The sequence below is a fragment of the Streptomyces zingiberis genome (genome assembly GCF_012034935.1).
In the GTDB taxonomy this organism is placed as follows: Bacteria; Actinomycetota; Actinomycetes; order Streptomycetales; family Streptomycetaceae; genus Streptomyces; species Streptomyces zingiberis.
In genome coordinates, this window is sequence record NZ_JAATEN010000011.1 from 24,684 (window position 1) to 41,518 (window position 16,835).

At 73.9% G+C, this 16,835-nt stretch carries 15 protein-coding genes; 9 read left to right on the forward strand and 6 right to left on the reverse strand.

The window, feature by feature from the left end; genetic code table 11:
• The 4 genes from HCK00_RS15640 (at position 1) to recX (ending at position 3,774) form a co-directional block, all read left to right on the forward strand.
• Positions 1-195 (forward strand): DUF3046 domain-containing protein, encoded by a 195-nt coding sequence (locus tag HCK00_RS15640; RefSeq protein WP_168102564.1) that lies wholly within the window; start codon positions 1-3, stop codon positions 193-195.
• Between the two features lie 199 nt (positions 196-394).
• A complete protein-coding gene (locus tag HCK00_RS15645) occupies positions 395-1,741 on the forward strand; it encodes an AI-2E family transporter (protein ID WP_168102691.1) in 1,347 nt (448 codons plus the stop codon).
• A 212-nt stretch (positions 1,742-1,953) separates the two neighbouring features.
• On the forward strand, positions 1,954-3,075 hold the full coding sequence (gene recA, locus HCK00_RS15650; RefSeq protein ID WP_206320416.1) for a recombinase RecA: 1,122 nt from the start codon (positions 1,954-1,956) through the stop codon (positions 3,073-3,075).
• A gap of 3 nt (positions 3,076-3,078) precedes the next feature.
• Positions 3,079-3,774 (forward strand): recombination regulator RecX, encoded by a 696-nt coding sequence (recX, locus tag HCK00_RS15655; protein ID WP_168102565.1) that lies wholly within the window; start codon positions 3,079-3,081, stop codon positions 3,772-3,774.
• A gap of 202 nt (positions 3,775-3,976) precedes the next feature.
• On the opposite strand, the gene HCK00_RS15660 is transcribed toward recX, so the two are convergent.
• From HCK00_RS15660 to HCK00_RS15680, 5 genes are all read right to left on the reverse strand, one after another.
• Positions 3,977-5,908 carry an FAD-dependent monooxygenase gene (locus HCK00_RS15660; RefSeq protein ID WP_168102566.1) on the reverse strand — a complete coding sequence of 644 codons (1,932 nt, stop codon included), beginning with the start codon at positions 5,906-5,908 and terminating at the stop codon, positions 3,977-3,979.
• A gap of 250 nt (positions 5,909-6,158) precedes the next feature.
• Positions 6,159-7,091: an amino acid ABC transporter permease gene (locus HCK00_RS15665; protein WP_168102567.1), complete on the reverse strand. Its 933-nt coding sequence runs from the start codon at positions 7,089-7,091 to the stop codon at positions 6,159-6,161.
• The gene (locus HCK00_RS15670) at positions 7,088-7,762 is read right to left on the reverse strand and encodes an amino acid ABC transporter permease (RefSeq protein WP_168102568.1); all 675 of its coding nucleotides are present in this window, start codon (positions 7,760-7,762) and stop codon (positions 7,088-7,090) included. Before HCK00_RS15670 ends, HCK00_RS15665 begins: the two co-directional genes overlap by 4 nt.
• A gap of 70 nt (positions 7,763-7,832) precedes the next feature.
• On the reverse strand, positions 7,833-8,660 hold the full coding sequence (locus HCK00_RS15675) for a glutamate ABC transporter substrate-binding protein (RefSeq protein ID WP_168102569.1): 828 nt from the start codon (positions 8,658-8,660) through the stop codon (positions 7,833-7,835).
• A gap of 71 nt (positions 8,661-8,731) precedes the next feature.
• Entirely contained in the window at positions 8,732-9,517 is a 786-nt protein-coding gene (locus HCK00_RS15680; protein ID WP_168102570.1) for an amino acid ABC transporter ATP-binding protein, read from the reverse strand.
• A 374-nt stretch (positions 9,518-9,891) separates the two neighbouring features.
• Between HCK00_RS15680 and HCK00_RS15685 the strand changes: the two genes are divergently transcribed.
• Together HCK00_RS15685 and HCK00_RS15690 are read left to right on the forward strand one after the other, a co-directional pair.
• Entirely contained in the window at positions 9,892-10,608 is a 717-nt protein-coding gene (locus tag HCK00_RS15685) for a response regulator transcription factor (RefSeq protein WP_168102571.1), read from the forward strand.
• An 18-nt stretch (positions 10,609-10,626) separates the two neighbouring features.
• Positions 10,627-12,036: a sensor histidine kinase gene (locus HCK00_RS15690; protein ID WP_168102572.1), complete on the forward strand. Its 1,410-nt coding sequence runs from the start codon at positions 10,627-10,629 to the stop codon at positions 12,034-12,036.
• A gap of 87 nt (positions 12,037-12,123) precedes the next feature.
• Here the strand turns inward: HCK00_RS15690 and HCK00_RS15695 are convergent, their stop codons facing one another.
• Complete coding sequence (locus tag HCK00_RS15695) at positions 12,124-13,122, reverse strand: TAXI family TRAP transporter solute-binding subunit (RefSeq protein WP_168102573.1); 999 nt, start codon at positions 13,120-13,122, stop codon at positions 12,124-12,126.
• A gap of 116 nt (positions 13,123-13,238) precedes the next feature.
• Here HCK00_RS15695 and miaB point away from each other — a divergent pair, with 116 nt between their 5' ends.
• The 3 genes from miaB to miaA all read left to right on the forward strand — a co-directional run bounded on the left by miaB (position 13,239) and on the right by miaA (position 16,818).
• Positions 13,239-14,726 carry a tRNA (N6-isopentenyl adenosine(37)-C2)-methylthiotransferase MiaB gene (gene miaB / locus HCK00_RS15700; protein WP_168102574.1) on the forward strand — a complete coding sequence of 496 codons (1,488 nt, stop codon included), beginning with the start codon at positions 13,239-13,241 and terminating at the stop codon, positions 14,724-14,726.
• A gap of 259 nt (positions 14,727-14,985) precedes the next feature.
• Positions 14,986-15,699 carry a class III extradiol dioxygenase subunit B-like domain-containing protein gene (locus HCK00_RS15705; RefSeq protein WP_168102575.1) on the forward strand — a complete coding sequence of 238 codons (714 nt, stop codon included), beginning with the start codon at positions 14,986-14,988 and terminating at the stop codon, positions 15,697-15,699.
• Positions 15,700-15,879: 180 nt separating this feature from the next.
• Positions 15,880-16,818, forward strand: coding sequence for a tRNA (adenosine(37)-N6)-dimethylallyltransferase MiaA (gene miaA / locus HCK00_RS15710; RefSeq protein WP_168102576.1), 939 nt, complete (start codon positions 15,880-15,882; stop codon positions 16,816-16,818).
• Positions 16,819-16,835 lie beyond the last annotated feature (17 nt).

The window sequence follows — 16,835 nt, forward strand, 5'->3', positions numbered from 1 at the left end:
ATGCGGTTGACGGTCTTCTGGCAGCGGATGGCGGAGCACTTCGGGTCGGCGTACGCCGACTCCTTCGCCCGTGACCACGTGATGTCCGAGCTCGGCGGGAGGACGGTCCACCAGGCGCTGGCGGACGGCTGGGAGGCCAAGGAGGTGTGGCGGGCCGTCTGCTCCGCCCAGGAGATCCCCGCCGACCGGCGCTGACCGGCGCTGACCGGGCCGACCGGCCCGCGAGCCGGCCCGGCGGCCCCCGGCGGCCGCCCCGGCGGAAGGGGCGCGGCCCGTTCCCCGGATGGGTCAGACTGATCCGGTGGCACTGACAGAAGACGAGACCGGTGGCGGCCCCGGACCGGAGGCGCGTCCCGCCTCCGCGGCGGTGAATCCAGGGCGGTCCGGTGACGGGATGCCCGGCTGGCTGCCGCGCGCGGTGCTGCTGGTGTTCGCCGCCTACGCCGCGTTCCACCTGGTGAGCTGGGCCTTTCTGCAGCTCACCGGGTTGCTGGTGAACATCCTCATCGCCTTCTTCCTGGGACTGGCGATCGAGCCGGCGGTCGATCGCATGGCGGCCCGCGGTGTGCGCCGGGGCCTGGCGACGGCCGTGGTCTTCGTGGGCCTGACCGTCGCGGTGGCCGGCTTCCTCACGATGCTCGGTTCCCTGCTCGCCGGGCAGATCGCCACGATCGTGGACAATCTCCCGGGCTATCTCGACTCCGTGATCAGCTGGGTCAACAAGACCTTCGACACCAGCGTCTCCCGGCTGGAGATCCAGAGCAGCCTGCTGAACTCCGACTGGCTGCAGAAGTACGTGCAGAACAGCGCGGGCGGGGTGCTCGACGTGTCGGCCCAGGTGCTCGGAGGGCTGTTCACGACGCTCACCGTCGCCCTCTTCTCCTTCTACTTCGCGGCCGACGGCCCGCGGCTGCGGCGCGCGCTCTGCTCCACGCTGCCGCCCGCCCGGCAGGCGGAGGTGCTGCGGGCCTGGGACATCGCGGTCGCCAAGACCGGTGGCTATCTCTACTCGCGCGGGCTGATGGCGCTGGTCTCCGCCGGGGCGCACTTCGTGCTGCTGGAGATCCTCGGCGTGCCGTACGCGCCCGCGCTGGCCGTCTGGGTGGGGCTGGTCTCCCAGTTCATCCCCGCGATCGGCACCTACCTGGCGGGGGCCCTGCCCATCCTGCTGGCGTTCACGGTGAACCCCTGGAAGGCGCTGTGGGTGCTGGCCTTCGTCGTGCTGTACCAGCAACTGGAGAACTACATCCTGCAACCACGGATCACGGCCCGGACCGTGGACATACACCCGGCCGTCGCCTTCGGCTCGGTGGTGGCCGGGGCGGCTCTGCTGGGAGCCGTCGGCGCGCTGATCGCGATTCCGGCCACCGCCACGCTCCAGGCGTTCCTGGGGGCCTATGTGAAGCGGTACGACGTGACCGACCACCCCCGGGTGCGCCGTCGGCCGCGGCGGCCGGGCGTCTCCGCGCCGGCCCGGGCGTGGCGGGCGTTCCGGGGCGCCCGGCCGGGGGACGGGGCCGGACGGGGCGGGGAGGACGGCGGGGAGTCCGGGTCCCGTGGGCGTGACGACGACGCCGGTGGCGGTGGTGGCGGTGGTGGCGGTGGTGGCGGTGGTGTCGGTGGTGTCGGCGGTGATGCCGGTCGTGCCGGCGGTGACGGCGGTGACGGCGGTGACGGTGCCACCGTTGACACGGGCGGGCGTGGGGCCGCCGGGAACGGCGCCGGGGGGCCCGGGAACTGAGGCGGCGGTGATGCCGGGGACCGCCGGGCCGGCGCACGGCCAGGGCGGCGCCGGGTCGGCTTGACACTGAATTCGAACATCCATTCAGATGGAAGCCCCGGCCGGGCCGCCCGGGTTGTCCACAGCCCGGACGGTGCCGGGGCGCGTTGTCAGTGGCAGGCGTTAGCGTCGTGGACGTGAAGCGATCGACTCAAGCAAACCGGGTGGAACCCATGGCAGCAGGATCCGACCGCGAGAAGGCGCTGGACGCCGCGCTCGCGCAGATTGAACGGCAATTCGGCAAGGGCGCCGTCATGCGCCTCGGGGACCGGCCGAACGACCCCGTCGAGGTCATCCCCACCGGGTCGACCGCTCTCGACGTGGCGCTGGGCGTCGGCGGCCTGCCGCGCGGCCGGGTGGTGGAGGTGTACGGCCCGGAGTCCTCCGGCAAGACGACCCTCACGCTGCACGCGGTGGCCAACGCCCAGAAGGCGGGCGGCACGGTCGCCTTCGTCGACGCGGAGCACGCGCTCGACCCCGAGTACGCCAAGGCCCTGGGCGTCGACACGGACAACCTCATCCTCTCCCAGCCGGACACCGGTGAGCAGGCGCTGGAGATCGTGGACATGCTGGTCCGCTCCGGCGCGCTCGACCTCATCGTCATCGACTCCGTGGCGGCCCTCGTGCCCCGCGCCGAGATCGAGGGCGAGATGGGCGACTCGCACGTCGGTCTGCAGGCCCGGCTGATGAGCCAGGCACTCCGTAAGATCACCAGTGCGCTGAACCAGTCCAAGACCACCGCGATCTTCATCAACCAGCTCCGCGAGAAGATCGGTGTGATGTTCGGCTCCCCCGAGACCACCACCGGTGGACGGGCGCTGAAGTTCTACGCCTCGGTGCGGATCGACATCCGCCGGATCGAGACCCTGAAGGACGGCACCGACGCGGTCGGCAACCGCACCCGCTGCAAGGTGGTCAAGAACAAGGTCGCCCCGCCCTTCAAGCAGGCCGAGTTCGACATCCTCTACGGCGAGGGCATCAGCCGTGAGGGCGGCCTGATCGACATGGGCGTCGAGCACGGCTTCATCCGCAAGTCGGGAGCCTGGTACACCTACGAGGGCGACCAGCTGGGCCAGGGCAAGGAGAACGCCCGCAAGTTCCTCAAGGACAACCCCGACCTCGGCAACGAGGTCGAGAAGAAGATCAAGGAGAAGCTGGGGATCGGCGTGCGGCCGGAGGCGCCCTCCGCGGAGCCCGGCGTGGACGCCGCGAGCACGGCGGCCGACCCGGTGAAGCCGGTGTCCGCGCCCGCCGCCAAGGCCACCAGGGCCGCCAAGGCCGCCGCCAAGAGCTGATCCATGACGCGACGGACCGACTGGCCGGAGGAACGGCGGGCGGCCGGCGCCGCACGGAGCGGTGAGCGCGCCGGGGAGCGTGACGTCGAGGAGCAGCACGCGCACGACCAGGGGGACGGCGGTGCCCCCGTACCGCCGAGGGCCGGACGGGGGGCATCGCGTCCGGGAGCGGGGACGGCCGCGTCCCGGAGCGGCGACCCCGGTGAGCGGGCACGGGCCATCTGCCTGCGCCTGCTCACGGGGACGCCGCGCACCCGCAAGCAGCTCGCCGACGCCCTGCGCGCCCGGGAGATCCCCGACGAGGTGGCGGACGAGGTGCTCTCCCGCTTCGAGGAGGTCGGGCTGATCGACGACACCGCCTTCGCCGGTGCCTGGGTCGACTCCCGCCATCACAGCCGGGGCCTGGCCCGCCGCGCCCTCGCCCGGGAACTCCGTACCCGGGGGGTGGATCAGGCGGTGGTGGACGAGGCCGTGGGGCGGCTCGACTCCGGGCAGGAGGAGGAGACCGCCCGGGCCCTGGTCCGGCGGAAGCTGCGCGCCACCCGGGGCCTGGACCGGGATCGGCGGATACGCCGGCTCGCCGGGATGCTGGCTCGCCGCGGTTACCCCGAAGGGCTCGCCCTGCGGGTGGTCCGCGGTGAGCTGGAGGCGGAGGGCGAGGACGTGGAGGACATGGAGCGTCATCTCCCGGACTGCTGAGGGCAGTTGTTCCTTCCCGGTGCGCGCGCTGCCGGGGACGGAGCAGGTGGTGCTCCCGGACCTGCTCCCGCTCCCGGGCGTGCCTCCGCTCCCGGGTGGAGGGGAGGCCACTTCCTGCCCTGCTTCCGGAGGTGCGCCGCCGGCGCGGGCCGGGTCCTGGACCGCGCGTGGGGCGCAGTCCGGGACACGGACCGGTGTGGGGTCAGCCCGGGGCGTGGGTGTGCGACTCGGGTCCGTTCTCCCTGCTCTTCCGGGGGGCGCCGGCCGGGGGCCGGGTCCCGCGCGCTGTCCGGCCCGGGCCGCCGGCGCCGGTCCGCGAGGTGCCGCCCGGCGCGGTCCCGCCGCGGGCTCCGTCGTGGGTTCCGTCGCCCGGACCGCGGTCCGGGGCGCGGGCCGTCTCGTGGCCCCGGGGGGCACCGGCCCCGCCGGGCGGGCCGGCGTCCGTCCCCATCCCCCCGGACGCCCGTTCACCGTCCGTTCCGCTCGCCGGTTCCCCGCCGCGCAAGGTGTCCACGCAGGCGTACAGCTCCGCCGGGCGGACGCCCGGCAGCGCCGCGGCGAGATGGCCGTCCGGCCGCACCACCAGGACGGTGTGCGCCGCCGCCCCCGGATAGCCCTCCGTCACCAGCAGTTCCGCCCGCACCGGCAGCGCCGCGACGGCGTCGGCGAGGCGCGGCATCAGCCCGGCGCCCATCCAGTGCCGGCGCTCCCACACCCCGGTGCCCGGGGCCACGAACACCACCAGCGGATCACCGTGCAGCCGGTCCCGGAGCCGTGCCGTGGCGCCGTCCGGCGCGGTCACCGGCACATCCGCCACGGGCGTCCCCGGTGGGGTGTCCACGGCGGCCGTGCTCCCGGTGACGGACGGCGTCAGCGGGGAGTCCGTGTGGACGGGCGGTGCGCCCAGCGGCCCCCGGCCCAGATGGCCGTCGGCGAGCAGGCTCTCCGGCCCCCGGCCGGCCCCCGGCAGGGAGCGGCGGACCGCCGACCAGGCCCCCGTGGCCCGGACCAGCGGCAGCGCCTGGTCGGCCGCGCGCAACCGGGCGCCGACCGCGAGCCGCCGCTCGCCCTGGTAGCTGTCGAGCAGCCGCGCCGAACCGCCGTGGTGCCAGGCCAGCGCCAGTTTCCAGGCGAGGTTCGCCGCGTCCCGCAGCCCTTCCTCCACCTCCTGGGTACCGAGGGCGCCCAGGAGGTGCGCGGCGTCCCCGGCGAGGAAGCACCGGCCCGACCGCCACCGCCGCGCCAGCCGGTGGTGGACCGTGTGCACCCCCGTGTCCAGCAGGTCGTACGGGGGGACCTCGCCGCACCAGGCGGCCAGGGTTTCGCGGATCCGCTCGACCAGGGCCTCCGGGGTGACGAGATCGCCGCGCGGTGGCAGCAGCCAGTCGACCCGCCACACCCCCTCCGGCAGGGGACGCGCCAGGATCTGCCCGCCGCGCGGTGTGAGTTGCAGCACCGCTTCCCCGGGCCAGGGGAGGCGGGCCCGGAGCGCGGCCACCGCGTGGCGTTCGACGGCGGTACGGCCGGTGAAGCGGATCTCCAGCAGTTTCCGCACGGTGGAGCGGGCCCCGTCGCAGCCCACCAGGTGACTCCCGCGCCACACGCTGCCGCCGCCGGCCCCGCCGCCCTCCCCCGCCCCGGGGCCGGGGTTCTCCCGCAGCCGGGTGTGCGCGGTGACGCCGTGCCCGTCCTGTTCCACGGCGTACAGCCGGCTGCCGGGCACGATCCTGGCCAGTTCCTCGGCCTCCAGCGCCGCCCGCAGTCCGCGGACGAGATCGTGCCGGGCCAGATGGACCGGGGCGCCGGGGGAGCCCGGGTCACCGGGTGCGGCCCCGGCCCCGGGATCGGCGGGATCCTCCCCCCGCTCGTCGCCGATCGGCTCGTGACGCACCACCTGACGCCGGCGCAGGGTCCGCCATCCCGCCCAGCGGGCGCCGGCCGCGGTCAGGGGCGCCCCGGCCAGCCGGTCGACGAAGGCCGCGGTCTCCGGCCGCAGCACCGTGGTGCGGGCGGGGCGCGCCTCGCAGGTGCCCGTCCCCTCGTCCAGGACGAGCACCGGGACCTCGTGGCGGGTGAGGGCCAGGGCCAGCGCGAGCCCCACCGGGCCCGCCCCGGCGACGATCACCGGGTCCACGGGGCGGCTCCTTCACCCTGGTGGGTCGGGGACGTGCTGGTGGGGAGAGCCCGGTGCGTGATCACAGAAGGAATGCAACCGACTGGGATTGGCCACGTCAAGCGAGAGGGACAGCGGCCGACCACCGCTGTCCCTCTCGTTGTCACCGGTCACCGTGGTGACGGCCCGGTCTCGTTCCGCGGGGTGTCCCGGCCCCGCCGGCCGGGCCCGCGCACGGGCCCGGCCGGCGGGACGCGGGCCACCCCAGGGCTCAGTCGGCGCCCTTCTTGACCGCGGCTCCGTCACCCGTGGGCTGTTCCGGGATGACCGGCACCGCCACATCGCTGCCCGGGTCCTCCCCGATGACGGCGCCGGTGCCCTTGCGGGAGCGCCGGGCCCGGCTCTCCAGCCGGTGCGCGACGCTGGTGAGGGCGAAGTTCACCAGCACGAAGATCAACGCGACCACGGTGAACGCGGCGATGGTGTTCGCCCCGTAGTTGGCGGTGATCGACTGGACGCGGCTGAGCAGCTCGGGGAAGCCGAGCATGGCCCCGCCCAGCGCGGTGTCCTTGACGATCACCACGAGCTGGCTGACCAGCGCCGGCAGCATGACGGTCACCGCCTGCGGCAGCAGCACGTAGGACATGGTCTGTCCCTTGCGCATCCCGATCGCCTTGGCCGCGTCCGTCTGCCCGTACGGCAGGGACAGGACACCGGCCCGCACGACCTCGGCGATGACCGAGGCGTTGTAGAGCACGAGGCCGGTGACCACGGCGAAGAGCGGGCGCGTCTCCGGATCGATGTCGCTGAACTGCGCGTACGCCTGGTTCGCGAAGAGCATCAGCAGCAGTACCGGGATGGCCCGGAAGAACTCGACCACGGCTCCGGCGGGAGCCCTGACCCAGCGGTGGTCGGACAGCCGGCCGACGCCGAGCAGGACGCCGAACGGCAGCGCGATGAGGATGGCGAGGGCCGCCGCCTTCAGGGTGTTGAGCAACCCGGGGAGGATGAACGTGGTCCAGACCCGGGAGTCCTCGACGAAGGGCAGCCACTTCTCCCCGGCGAGCTGGCCCTTGTCGGCCATGATGGCGAGTACCCACCAGACGACCAGCGCCATGACGACGACGAAGAGGACGGTGTACAGGATGTTGCGGGTCTTGGCCCGCGGCCCAGGGGCGTCGTAGAGAACGGAGAGGTCACTCATCGCTTCACCGCCACGCGCTTGCTCACCCAGCCGAGCAGCAGGCCGGTGGGGAGGGTCAGGAGGATGAACCCGAAGGCGAACACGGCGAAGACGAGGAAGATGGCCTGGCTCTCGTTCTCGACCATCTCCTTCATCAGCAGCGCTGCCTCCGAGACCCCGATGGTGGCTGCCACCGTGGTGTTCTTGGTCAGTGCGATCAGCACGTTGGCCAGCGGCGCCACCACCGCGCGGAACGCCTGCGGCAGGACGATCAGCCGCAGCACCTGGGTGAAGCTCAGTCCCAGGGCCCGTGCCGCCTCGGCCTGTCCGACGGGCACGGTGTTGATGCCCGAGCGGATCGACTCGCAGACGAAGGTGGCGGTGTAGGCGACGAAGCCCAGCACCGCGAGGCGGAAGCCGATGTCGTCGAACGTCCCGCCGGCGAGGGTGACGCCCAGGGTCTGCCAGAGACCCAGTGAGGTGGCGACGATGATGACGGTGAGCGGAGTGTTCCGCATGATGTTGACGTACGCCGTGCCGAAGGCGCGCATCAGCGGGACGGGGCTCACGCGCATCGCGGCCAGGACGGTGCCCCAGATGAGGGAACCGATGGCCGAGTAGACGGTGAGCTGCACCGTCACCCAGAACGCTCCGAGCAGGTCGTACCGCTCGAGATCAAGAAAGTCGAACACGTGCTCCCGCGCTCTCCCCTGGTCGGATGGTAGGGCGCGCCGCCCTCGGGGGCGGCGCGCCGGAGGGCCCTCAGCTGGTTTCGGTGATCTTCGGCGCGGACTCGTTCTTGTAGTTGGCCGGGCCGAAGTTGTCCTTCACGGCCTTGTCCCAGGCGCCGTCCTCGACCATCTTCTCCAGCGCCTTGTTGATCTTGCCCTGGAGCTCGGTGTCGCCCTTCTTCAGGCCGATGCCGTAGTTCTCGTCGCTCAGGCTGAGCCCGGCGAGCTTGAACTTGCCCTCGTGCTGCGGCTGCGCGGCGTAACCGGCGAGGATGGTGTCGTCCGTGGTGAGGGCGTCGACGGCCTTGTTCTCCAGGCCCGTCAGGCACTGCGAGTACCCGCCGACCTGCTGGAGCTGCGCCTTGGGCGCCAGCTCGTTCTTGATGTTCTGCGCGGAGGTGGAGCCGGTGACCGAGCAGAGCTTCCGGGAGTTGAGGTCCTCGGCCTTCGTGATGCCCTTCTCGTCGGCCCGGACCAGCAGGTCCTGGTGGGCGAGGAAGTACGGGCCGGCGAAGCTGACCTTCTGCTTCCGCTCATCGGTGATCGAGTAGCTGGCGACGATGAAGTCCACGTCACCGCGCGAGATCAGGTTCTCCCGCTCGGCGCTCGGGGCTTCCTTCCACTCGATGTCCTTGGCGTCGTGGCCGAGCTCCTTGGCCACGTACGTCGCCACGTCCACGTCGAAGCCCGTGTAGTCGCCGTCCGGCGTCTTCAGGCCGAGACCCGGCTGGTCGAACTTGATGCCGATGGTGATCTTGTCGTCGTTCTTCCCGCTGTCACTGCCGCCCCCACAGGCGGTCGCGGTGAGCGCGAGGACGACGGCTGAGGCGGCGGCGACGCCGGACTTGCGGAGTTTCATGAGCGAGTTTCCTCACGGTGAGAGCGGTGACGGGTCGTGCGGCCGGTGCGGCGGGGGGCCGGTGGGGCGGCTCAGTGGTGGAGGATCTTCGACAGGAAGTCCTTGGCGCGGTCGCTGCGCGGGTTGCTGAAGAACTGCTCCGGCTCCGCCTCCTCGACGATCCGGCCGTCCGCCATGAAGACGACGCGGTTCGCGGCGGACCGGGCGAAGCCCATCTCGTGGGTGACGACAACCATCGTCATGCCGTCCCGGGCGAGCTGCTGCATGACCTCCAGCACCTCGTTGATCATCTCCGGGTCGAGCGCGGAGGTCGGCTCGTCGAAGAGCATGACCTTGGGCCCCATGGCCAGGGCCCGCGCGATGGCCACCCGCTGCTGCTGCCCGCCGGAGAGCTGGGCGGGGTACTTGTCCGCCTGGTTGGCCACGCCCACCCGGTCGAGCAGCGTGCGGGCCCGCTCCAGGGCGGCCTTCTTCTCCGTGCGGCGGACCTTGACCTGGCCCAGCACGACGTTCTCGAGCACGGTCTTGTGCGAGAACAGATTGAAGGACTGGAACACCATCCCGACGTCCGAGCGGAGCCGGGCCAGTTCACGGCCCTCGGCCGGCAGCGGCTTGCCGTCGATCGTGATCGAGCCGGAGTCGATGGTCTCCAGCCGGTTGATCGTGCGGCACAGCGTCGACTTGCCGGACCCGGAGGGCCCGATCACCACGACGACCTCGCCGCGCTTGATGGTCAGGTTGATGTCCTGGAGCACATGCAGCGCGCCGAAATGCTTGTTGACGTTGTCCAGGACGACCAGTTGGTCCGTCGTGTCCGGTGCGGTCACGGCGTCCTTGGTCACCGGTCCTTCGGTCATCGGCTTCTTGCTCCGTCCTCCTCGATTAGCGAGGACCCTAAGCAGTCGGGCCGACCAGCGTCATTACATCTGAGGGGAAATTGAGGATAACGAAACGGCGACGGCCGGCAGCACAGGGTCACCGGATGATGACCTGAGGGCACGGTGGACGCCGGCCGGCTACCGGGTGCGTAACGGATGGCCGTCAGATGTCCTCCCGCCTTGACGGCGGAGGGCCGGATCGGGCTGTATCGCCATGACCGTTCATCACCGCCCAGCACCGCCCAGCACCGCCCAGCACCGCCCAGCACCGCGCACGGCCGCCCACCGGTGAGCCCGCGAGTGGCCCGGCGCGCCGCCGCACCACGCCGGAACCGACGACGGAAGGGGGACCGGTGAGACTGCTGCTCGTCGAGGACGACGACCACGTCGCCACCGCCCTGTCCGCGGTGCTCACGCGCCACGGCTTCGCCGTCACCCACGCCCGCAGCGGCGCGGAGGCGCTCCAGGCCCTGCTCCCGGACGCCGGTACCGCCTTCGGCGTGGTGCTGCTCGACCTCGGCCTGCCCGACCAGGACGGCTTCGAGGTGTGCGGCCGGATCCGCAAGCTCACCAGCACGCCCGTGATCATGGTCACCGCGCGCGCCGACGTGCGGTCCCGTATCCACGGGCTCAATCTCGGCGCGGACGACTACGTCGTCAAGCCCTACGACACCGGGGAACTGCTGGCCCGGATCCACGCCGTCTTCCGCCGCACCGTCCCCGGCGAGCAGGGGGCGCGCGGCGCGAAGAAGGCGCCCGCCCCGGAGGCGCCCGAGCCGCTGCGGCTGGGCCCGGTCCTCATCGAGCCGGCGAACCGGCGGGTCACGGTGGACGGCGCCGTGATCTCCCTGACCCGCAAGGAGTTCGACCTGCTGGCGCTGCTCGCCCAGCGCCCCGGGGTGGTCTTCCGCCGGGAGCAGATCATCAGCGAGGTCTGGCGCACCAGCTGGGAGGGGACCGGCCGCACCCTGGAGGTCCACATCGCCTCCCTCCGCGCCAAGCTGCGGCTGCCCGCCCTGATCGAGACCGTGCGGGGCGTCGGCTACCGGCTCGTCGAGCCCGCCGCCTGACCCCGGGGCCGGCTCCGGGTGCGCACACGACTCCTTCCGCTGCTCATCGTCCTCATGGCGGGCGTGCTGCTGGCCCTGGGCTTCCCGCTGGCGGGCAGCATGGCCGCCGCCGAGCAGCAGCGCGTGGTGGTGGACCGGATCGACGACACCGCGCGCTTCGCCGCCCTCGCCCAGTTCGTCACCGATCCCCCCGACGCCGCCGAGGGGGAGGACGAGGGCGGCCGGCGGGCCGCGCTCCGCGCCCGGCTGGAGCGCTACCGCGAGCTGTACGGCATCCGCGCCGGGGTCTTCCGCCGGGACCGCACCGCGCTGGCCGCCTCGCCAGGGGGCTGGAAGCTGGCCACCGAGGGGGAGGTGGACCGGGCCTTCCGGGAGGCGCTCGCCGGGCGCCGCAGCAGCAGCCCGGAGCAGATCTGGCCCTGGCAGCGGGACCGGCTGGCCATCGCCTCGCCGGTGGTCCACGAGGGGGACGTGGTCGCCGTCGTCGTCACCGACTCCCCCACGGGGCAGATGCGCTCCCGCATCGTGCGCGCCTGGCTGCCGGTCGTGGCCGGCGAGGCGCTGGCGATGCTGGTGGCCGTCGGCGCCGCCATCCGGCTCACCGGCTGGGTGCTGCGCCCCGTGCGGGTCCTCGACACCGCCACCCACGACATCGCCACCGGGCGGTTGCAGTCGCGGGTCGCCACCGCCGGCGGACCGCCCGAGCTCCGCCGCCTGGCCGGGTCGTTCAACGAGATGGCGGACCACGTGGAGGAGGTGCTGCGGCAGCAGCGGGCGTTCGTCGCCGACGCCTCGCACCAGCTCCGCAACCCCCTGTCGGCCCTGCTGCTCCGCATCGAACTGCTCGCCCTCGACCTCCCCGACGGTCACGAGGAGATCGCGTCGGTGCGGACGGAGGGGAAGCGGCTGGCCCGGGTGCTGGACGACCTCCTCGGCCTCGCCCTCGCCGAGCACGCGGATCCCGATCTGCGGCTCACCGACATCGCGGCGCTGGTCACCGAGCGGGTGGAGTCCTGGCGCGCCGTGGCCGACCGCGCGGAGGTGGCACTGGCGTACGAGGGGCCGGCGGGGGCGAGCGGCTGGGCCGATCCGATCGCGCTCTCCAGCGCGCTGGACGCCGTCGTCGACAACGCGCTGAAGTTCACCCCGGCGGGCGGTTCCGTCACCGTCGCCGCCGAGGCCGCGGGGGAGGCCGTGCGGATCACCGTGACGGACACCGGGCCGGGGCTGACCGGGGAGGAGCTGGCCCGGATCGGGGACCGCTTCTGGCGCAGCGGCCGCCACCAGAACGTCTCCGGCTCCGGTCTCGGCCTGTCGATCACGCGGGCGCTGCTGGCGGCCGGGGGAGCCACCCTCGGCTTCGCGCCGGGCGAGCCGGCGGGCCTGCGGGTGACGATCACGGTGCCGCGCTCGGCACCGCCCTCCTGAGGGGCGGCGCGGCCGCCCCGTGCGCCGTCCCCCGCCGGCCGTCCCCTCCGCCGCCCGGAGCGGGCCCGGGGCCCCGCCGCGGACGCCTCAGGACTTGACCGAGCGGTAGTAGCGCTTCGCGCCCCGGTGCAGGTCCAGCGGGTCGGTGAAGATCGCCGTGCGGAGGTCCACCAGCTGCGCCGCGTGCACCTCCTGGCCGATGCGGTCCCGGTTGTCGATCACGGTCCGGGTGATCCCCTCGGTGAGGCCGGGGTCCGTCCCGACCGTCGTCACCAGCAGGTTCGCCACGGCGACCGTCTTCACCGCCCGGCCGCGCCGCACCTCGGGATAGGCGTCGGCCGGTACCAGGGCGGCCCGGTACTGCCACATGTCCGGCCCCTGCCGGTGCAGCTCGCCGAGGAGATCGCCGAGCTGCACCAGCCGCACGGGCTCCTCTCCGGCGAGGTCCGCCACGGCGCCGGTGGGCAGCCCGCCGGACCAGAAGAAGGCGTCGATCCTCCCCTCGCGCAGCATCTCCGGCATCCGGTCGATCCCCACCCGCACCGCGGTGATGTCCTCCTCCGGGTCGAGCCCCGCGGCCCGCAGCAGGCGGTGGGTGATCAGGGAGACGCCGGACCCCGGCTGCCCGATCGCCACCCGCTTGCCCTTCAGGTCGGCCGCGCGGGTCACCTCCGAGTCCTCCGGCACCACCAGTTGCAGGTAGTCGTCGTAGAGCCGGGCGCAGGCGCGCAGCTGGCGGGCACCGCGCGGATTGGCCTCCCGGTAGGCGGCGACGGCGTCGGCGGTGGCGATGGTGAAGTTGGCCTGGCCCGATACCAGCCGCTGGAGGTTCTGCACCGAGCCCTCGCTGGTCTCCAGCCGGACGTCCACCTCCGGCAGGTCGTCGGCCAGCCGCTCCTTCAGCAGGTCCCCGTAGCGCCAGTAGACGCCGGTGGGGACGCCGGTGCTGAAGGACACCGTGCCGCGCGCCGCCGGGGTGTCCCGCAGTGGCAGCAGCCACCAGGCCAGCAGCGCCAGTCCCGCGCAGACGGCGAGCGTGGCCTGCGCGGCGCGGCGCTTGCCGATACGGGACAGGGCGGGAGTCATGGGGGAATCCTGCCAGGGCCCCGCCGCCCGCGGCCAGGGCCGTCGCCTCCCGGGACCGCGGCGGGCCCGGAGCCCGGGGCGTGGCCGGCGGCCGACCCCGTACCCTGGTGGGCGAGATGAGCGCGAAGACCTACGAGGTGCGCACCTACGGGTGCCAGATGAATGTCCACGACTCCGAGCGGCTCGCCGGGCTCCTGGAGGGCGCCGGGTACGTCCGCGCGCCCGAGGGCGCCGGGGAGGGCGAGGCGGACGTCGTCGTCTTCAACACCTGCGCGGTGCGGGAGAACGCCGACAACCGGCTCTACGGCAACCTCGGGCGGCTCGCGCCCGTCAAGGCGCGCCGCCGCGGGATGCAGATCGCGGTCGGCGGCTGCCTGGCCCAGAAGGACCGGGACACCATCGTCCGCAAGGCCCCCTGGGTGGACGTGGTCTTCGGCACCCACAACATCGGCAGCCTGCCCGTGCTGCTGGAGCGCGCCCGCGTCCAGGAGGAGGCGCAGGTCGAGATCGCCGAGTCGCTGGAGGCGTTCCCCTCGACGCTGCCCACCCGGCGCGAGTCCGCCTACGCGGCCTGGGTCTCCATCTCCGTCGGCTGCAACAACACCTGCACCTTCTGCATCGTCCCCGCGCTCCGCGGCAAGGAGAAGGACCGCCGGCCCGGGGACATCCTCGCCGAGGTGGAGGCACTGGTCGCCGAGGGCGTCACGGAGATCACCCTGCTCGGCCAGAACGTCAACGCCTACGGCTCCGACATCGGCGACCGCGAGGCGTTCTCCAAGCTGCTCCGCGCCTGCGGGAAGGTGGAGGGCCTGGAGCGGGTGCGCTTCACCTCGCCGCACCCGCGGGACTTCACCGACGACGTCATCGCCGCCATGGCCGAGACGCCCAACGTCATGCCGCAGCTCCACATGCCCCTGCAGTCCGGTTCCGACCGGGTGCTGAGGGCGATGCGCCGCTCCTACCGCCAGGAGCGCTACCTCGGGATCATCGGGAAGGTGCGGGCCGCCATGCCCGACGCGGCGATCTCCACCGACATCATCGTCGGCTTCCCCGGCGAGACCGAGGAGGACTTCGAGCAGACCCTGCACGTGGTCCGCGAGTCCCGGTTCGCCCAGGCGTTCACCTTCCAGTACTCCAAGCGCCCCGGCACCCCGGCGGCCGAGATGGACGGCCAGATTCCCAAGGAGACCGTGCAGGAGCGCTACGAGCGGCTGGTCGCCCTCCAGGAGGAGATCAGCTGGGCGGAGAACCGGAAGCAGACCGGGCGCGTGCTGGAGGTGCTGGTCGCGGAGGGCGAGGGACGCAAGGACGGCGCCACCCGCCGCCTCTCCGGCCGCGCCCCGGACAACCGCCTGGTGCACTTCACCCGGCCCGCGGAGCCGGTGCGCCCCGGGGACATGGCCACCGTCGAGGTCACCTACGCGGCCCCGCACCACCTGCTCGCCGAGGGACCGGTCCGGGAGGTGCGGCGGACCCGTGCGGGTGACGCCTGGGAGCGGCGCACCGCCGCGCCGGCCGCCTCCTCCGGGGTGATGCTGGGCCTGCCCACGGTCGGCGCACCGGCGCCCGCTCCGGCGCCCGCGACGGGCTGCTCGCTGGACTGACCGGGGGAGCGCCCGGCCGCCCGGGGCGCGCCGGGCCGTCCCCGGGCGCGGCGGCGCGACCCGTGGTGCACCGGCGTGGCTTCCCGCAGGTTCGGCCGGTGCTCGGTGCCGGCCGGACGCCTCCACCTCCACCCGCACCGGCATCGCCACCCGCACCGGCCGGGGCCCCGGAACGCCGTGCGCCGGTGGGCGGGCCACGCGCCCGCCCCGGTCCGCCGGTCCGGGGAGCCCTCCGCGGCCGGTTGCTAGGGTGCCGCCCATGCTGGTCGCCGCCGCCGTCTGCCCGTGCCCGCCGCTGCTCGTCCCCGAGGTCGCCGCCGGTGCGGCCGGGGAACTCCAGCCGCTCCGCGCCGCCTGCCGGGACGCCGTCGCCGTGACCGCCGCCGCCCGCCCCGACCGCCTCGTCGTGATCGGCCCGGCCGAGCAGGCCGGACGCGGTCCCCACCCCCAGGGCGCCCTGGGGTCCTTCGCCGGCGTCGGGGTCGGCCACGAGGTGCGGCTCGGCCCGGGGGAGGGCCCCACCGGGCCCGCGCGGCTGCCGCTCTCCCTGGCCGTCGCCGGCTGGCTGCTGGAGCGCACCCGCTGGGCCGCGGCCCCGGTGGAAGGGATCGGCGTCGGGGAGCCGCTGGCCGCCCAGCGCTGTGCCCAGGTGGGCCGGGAGATCGCGGCGGGTGCCGAGCGGGTCGCCCTGCTCGTCATGGGGGACGGCAGCGCCTGCCGTTCCGTCCGCGCCCCCGGCTACCTCGACGAGCGCGCCGCCGGTTTCGACGCGGACGCGGCCCGCGCCCTCGGCGCCGCCGACACCGCCGCCCTGCTCTCCCTCGACGCCGGGCTCGCGCAGGAGCTGCGGGCGGCGGGCCGGGCCCCCTGGCAGGTGCTCGCCGGGGCGGGGGAGGGGGCGGGGCTCGGTGGCGAACTCCTTCACGACGAGGCCCCGTACGGAGTCGGTTACCTCGTCGCCGCCTGGTCCTGACGGCCCGGGCCGCCGGGCGCGGGTCCGGGGCGGCTGCCGCGACGCCCGTCCCTGTGCCCGCCGGCGCGAGGCGGCGCGAGTCCGGGCAAGTCTGCGCAAGCCGGAGTCCCTCCACGCCCGGCCGCCGGCCCCGCTCCGGCGGCGGTCGGTGCCGGCCCCGCCGTTTGGGAGACTGGGACGGTGAAGAGCACCGAAGGCGCCCCTCGTCTGATCGCCGTCGTCGGCCCGACCGCGGCCGGCAAGTCGGACCTCGGCGTCGATCTCGCCCTGCGGCTCGGCGGTGAGGTCGTCAACGCCGACTCCATGCAGCTCTACCGCGGGATGGACATCGGCACCGCGAAGCTGACCCCCGGTGAACGGCGCGGCGTGGTCCACCACTTGCTGGACGTGTGGGACGTGACCGAGACGGCGAGCGTCGCCGAGTACCAGCGGATGGCCCGCTCCGTCATCGACCGCCTGCTGGCCGAGGGGCGCACCCCCGTCCTCGTCGGCGGCTCCGGTCTGTACGTGCGCGGCGCGATCGACGCGCTGGAGTTCCCCGGCACCGACCCGGCCGTACGGGCCCGGCTGGAGGCCGAGCTGGCGGAGGCCGGGCCCGGCGCCCTGCACGCCCGGCTCGCCGCCGCGGACCCGGAGGCGGCGCGGGCGATCCTGCCCGGCAACGGCCGGCGCATCGTGCGCGCGCTGGAGGTCATCGAGATCACCGGCCGGCCGTTCACCGCGCATCTGCCCGGCCCCGAACCGGTGTACGACGCCGTGCAGATCGGTGTGGACGTGGCCCGGCCCGAGCTCGACACCCGGATCGCCGCCCGGGTGGACCGGATGTGGGAGGACGGACTCGTCGCGGAGGTACGGGAACTGGCGGACGCCGGGCTCCGCGAGGGCCGTACCGCCTCCCGCGCCCTGGGTTACCAGCAGGTGCTGGCCCACCTGGCCGGGGAGTGCGCCGAGGAGGTGGCGCGCACCGAGACGGTACGCGCCACCAAGCGCTTCGCACGCCGCCAGGATTCCTGGTTCCGGCGGGACCCGCGGGTCCGCTGGCTCAGTGGTGCGGCGGAGGATCGCGGGGAACTTCTGGCGCGGGCGTTGACGTTGGTCGAACGGGCGGTCACGACCTGATCACGTGATGGCATCGG